Source organism: Mesorhizobium sp. M1E.F.Ca.ET.063.01.1.1 (assembly GCF_003998155.1).
Lineage (GTDB): Bacteria > Pseudomonadota > Alphaproteobacteria > Rhizobiales > Rhizobiaceae > Mesorhizobium.
Map to the genome: position 1 here is coordinate 1 of NZ_RZSC01001165.1, position 1,235 is coordinate 1,235.

1 protein-coding gene and 1 pseudogene are annotated in these 1,235 nt (G+C 64.9%); both read right to left on the minus strand.

From position 1 onward, the window contains the following. Positions 1-236, minus strand: a pseudogene (locus EOA29_RS36930) (cell wall hydrolase); the annotation flags it as partial. Between the two features lie 154 nt (positions 237-390). Further along, positions 391-1,235 (minus strand): MFS transporter (locus tag EOA29_RS36935; RefSeq protein ID WP_145970068.1); only part of this gene is annotated, 845 nt, incomplete at its 5' end.

Below are 1,235 nucleotides of genomic sequence, written 5' to 3' on the forward strand. Positions count from 1 at the left end.
GAATCGATGAACGGCATCTCGGCGGCATGCACCGAGCCGGCGACGGACTTTGCGACATAAGCGTTCCAGCGGGCGTGAGGCGACTCCAGCCCGGAGACGAGGCTCGCCATGTCCTGGTAAGCGACGACGGACGGAAAGCCGACCCAAAAGCCGAGCCCCAGAACCAAAGGAGGAAGGAAGGATGGTCTATTCGCAACGGCGGCGGCGACGAGCCGCTTTAAAACGCGTCGATGCACGGAACTCTCCAGAAACGCTACTGACCCCGGAGAGCCAAAATGAAGCATTAACCTTGATGGTCGGTTAACGGCATCGATCGTGTTTTTTTTCATGTTGACGGCAAGCCGGCTTCCCGCTCCCGCGGAAAGCCGGCCAGGAATCAGGCTGGGTGAATCAGGCTGGGCGCAGGAATATCGGCCAGGCGATCGCCGCGCAGATCGCGGCCGCCAGCCACACGCCCGGCCATGCGAAGAGAAGCAAGAGCCAAGGGATGGCGATCGGCACCAGGCAGAAGCCGATGAAGACAAGGGTGTTGGCGAGGCTGAGCGCGGTGCCGACATGGCCGGCGCCGGCAAGCGTTGCCAGTTCGGTGTACGCGACGCCGTGCCAGGCCGAAACCGAGATGCCAGCCACGACCACCATGACAGGCAGGAACAACATCAGTGCCGGCTGCCTGGCCGCCGCGATCACCAGCAGCCAGAGGAGAATGAAGGCCAGTGCGCTGAGCGCGCTGGAGATTTTCAGGAAGGGACGGCGGTTACCGCGACGGTCGGTATAGCGGCCGCTCCAGACGCGCATCACCATGGCGCCTGTCTGCACGACGGCAAGGCTTGCGCTGGTCACCCACGTGCCCATGCCGGCGAAGTCGTGCAGGAAGACCGAAGCAAAAGTGAGCACCGCCACCTGCGGGAAGCAGAGCAGGCCGATGGCCGTCGAGATGCGCCAGACCTCGATGTTGCGCAGCGGCGCCGGGCCGTTCGTCGCGGCGGCAGCGTGAGCGCCGGCTTGCGCCGGCGGCTCATGCAACCAGCGCCAGGCAAAGAAAGTCGAGAGCGCGGAGATGGCCGCAAGCAGGCCAAAGACCGCGACAAAGCCGAAGGCCAAGGCAAGCGAAGGCAGGATGAGCGCGCCGAGCCCGCCACCGAGCGGCACCGCCGTCTGCCTGATGCTCATGGCAAAGCCACGCTCGCCTTCGCCGAACCAGCCCATGATGGCACGGCCGCTGGAGCCGTTGACGC